Below are 1,128 nucleotides of genomic sequence, written 5' to 3' on the forward strand. Positions count from 1 at the left end.
TGAGATATCCCAAGCGCAAGCTGTAAGACCCCTTGAAGACGACAAGGTAGATAGGACAAAGGTGGAAGCGTGGTAACACGTGCAGCTGATTGTTACTAATAGGTCGAGGACTTAACCAAGAAAAAGAGGTTAACCTCAGAAAAAAGGATTTTAAAAAGATATAATTTCAGTGTGTAGTTTTGAATATATAATAATCCTCGATAGCTCAATGGTAGAGCGCACGGCTGTTAACCGTGATGTTGTAGGTTCGAGCCCTACTCGGGGAGTTAAAAAAAGTAGTTGACATAATAAGAAGCGTATGTTATAATTTTTTTGTTAGGCTCCATGGTCAAGCGGTTAAGACACCGCCCTTTCACGGCGGTAACAGGGGTTCAAATCCCCTTGGAGTCATTTATATAGTAAACATTGAATATGCCGACATGGCTCAATTGGCAGAGCAGCTGATTTGTAATCAGCAGGTTATCGGTTCAAGTCCGATTGTCGGCTTATGTAACCAAAGTGGTTTACTTTGGACCTTTAGCTCAGTTGGTTAGAGCAACCGGCTCATAACCGGTCGGTCCTGGGTTCGAGTCCCCGAAGGTCCATTCTGTTTACTATATAAGGTATTTGGCCTGGTGGCTCAGCTGGTTAGAGCGCCGCCCTGTCACGGCGGAGGTCGTGGGTTCGAACCCCATCCGGGTCGTTTATATCGAAAGATATAAGTAATTTAATATTTTCTATGTGGGATCATAGCTCAGCTGGGAGAGCACCTGCCTTACAAGCAGGGGGTCATAGGTTCGAGCCCTATTGGTCCCATTTATGCCGGCGTGGCGGAATAGGCAGACGCACAGGACTTAAAATCCTGCGGGACTAATCTCCCATACCGGTTCGACTCCGGTCGCCGGCATTAAAAAGTAGAAGATGTTTATGTGCGTGTAGCTCAGCTGGATAGAGCACTTGGCTACGGACCAAGGTGTCGGGAGTTCGAATCTTCTCACGCACGTTATTTAGAGGAAGCGGATAGCTTCCTTTTTTGTGTTTGCGCGCCATGGGCGCGCTCTAACGGGTGCAAGTCCCAAACATGCCCAGATAGTGGGAAGTGTACAGCCGAACAGCAAGGGTGTCTATCGCAAGGTAGAATCTGAAGGA

General features: G+C 47.2%; 8 tRNA genes and 1 rRNA gene. All 9 read left to right on the forward strand.

Going from position 1 to position 1,128, the window contains the following annotated elements:
* Window positions 1-119, forward strand: a 23S ribosomal RNA gene (locus KQI85_RS16295); the annotation flags it as partial.
* Window positions 120-194: 75 nt separating this feature from the next.
* Window positions 195-266, forward strand: a tRNA-Asn gene (locus KQI85_RS16300).
* Window positions 267-318: 52 nt separating this feature from the next.
* Window positions 319-390: transfer RNA gene (locus KQI85_RS16305), tRNA-Glu, on the forward strand.
* A gap of 23 nt (window positions 391-413) precedes the next feature.
* Window positions 414-486, forward strand: a tRNA-Thr gene (locus KQI85_RS16310).
* 24 nt (window positions 487-510) lie between these two features.
* Window positions 511-584: transfer RNA gene (locus KQI85_RS16315), tRNA-Ile, on the forward strand.
* Window positions 585-608: 24 nt separating this feature from the next.
* Window positions 609-682 (forward strand) — tRNA-Asp (locus tag KQI85_RS16320).
* Between the two features lie 40 nt (window positions 683-722).
* Window positions 723-795 (forward strand) — tRNA-Val (locus KQI85_RS16325).
* A gap of 5 nt (window positions 796-800) precedes the next feature.
* Window positions 801-886, forward strand: a tRNA-Leu gene (locus tag KQI85_RS16330).
* A 22-nt stretch (window positions 887-908) separates the two neighbouring features.
* A tRNA-Arg gene (locus KQI85_RS16335) sits at window positions 909-982 on the forward strand.
* Window positions 983-1,128 lie beyond the last annotated feature (146 nt).

Source organism: Falcatimonas sp. MSJ-15, assembly GCF_018918265.1.
Classification (GTDB): Bacteria; Bacillota; Clostridia; order Lachnospirales; family Lachnospiraceae; genus Falcatimonas.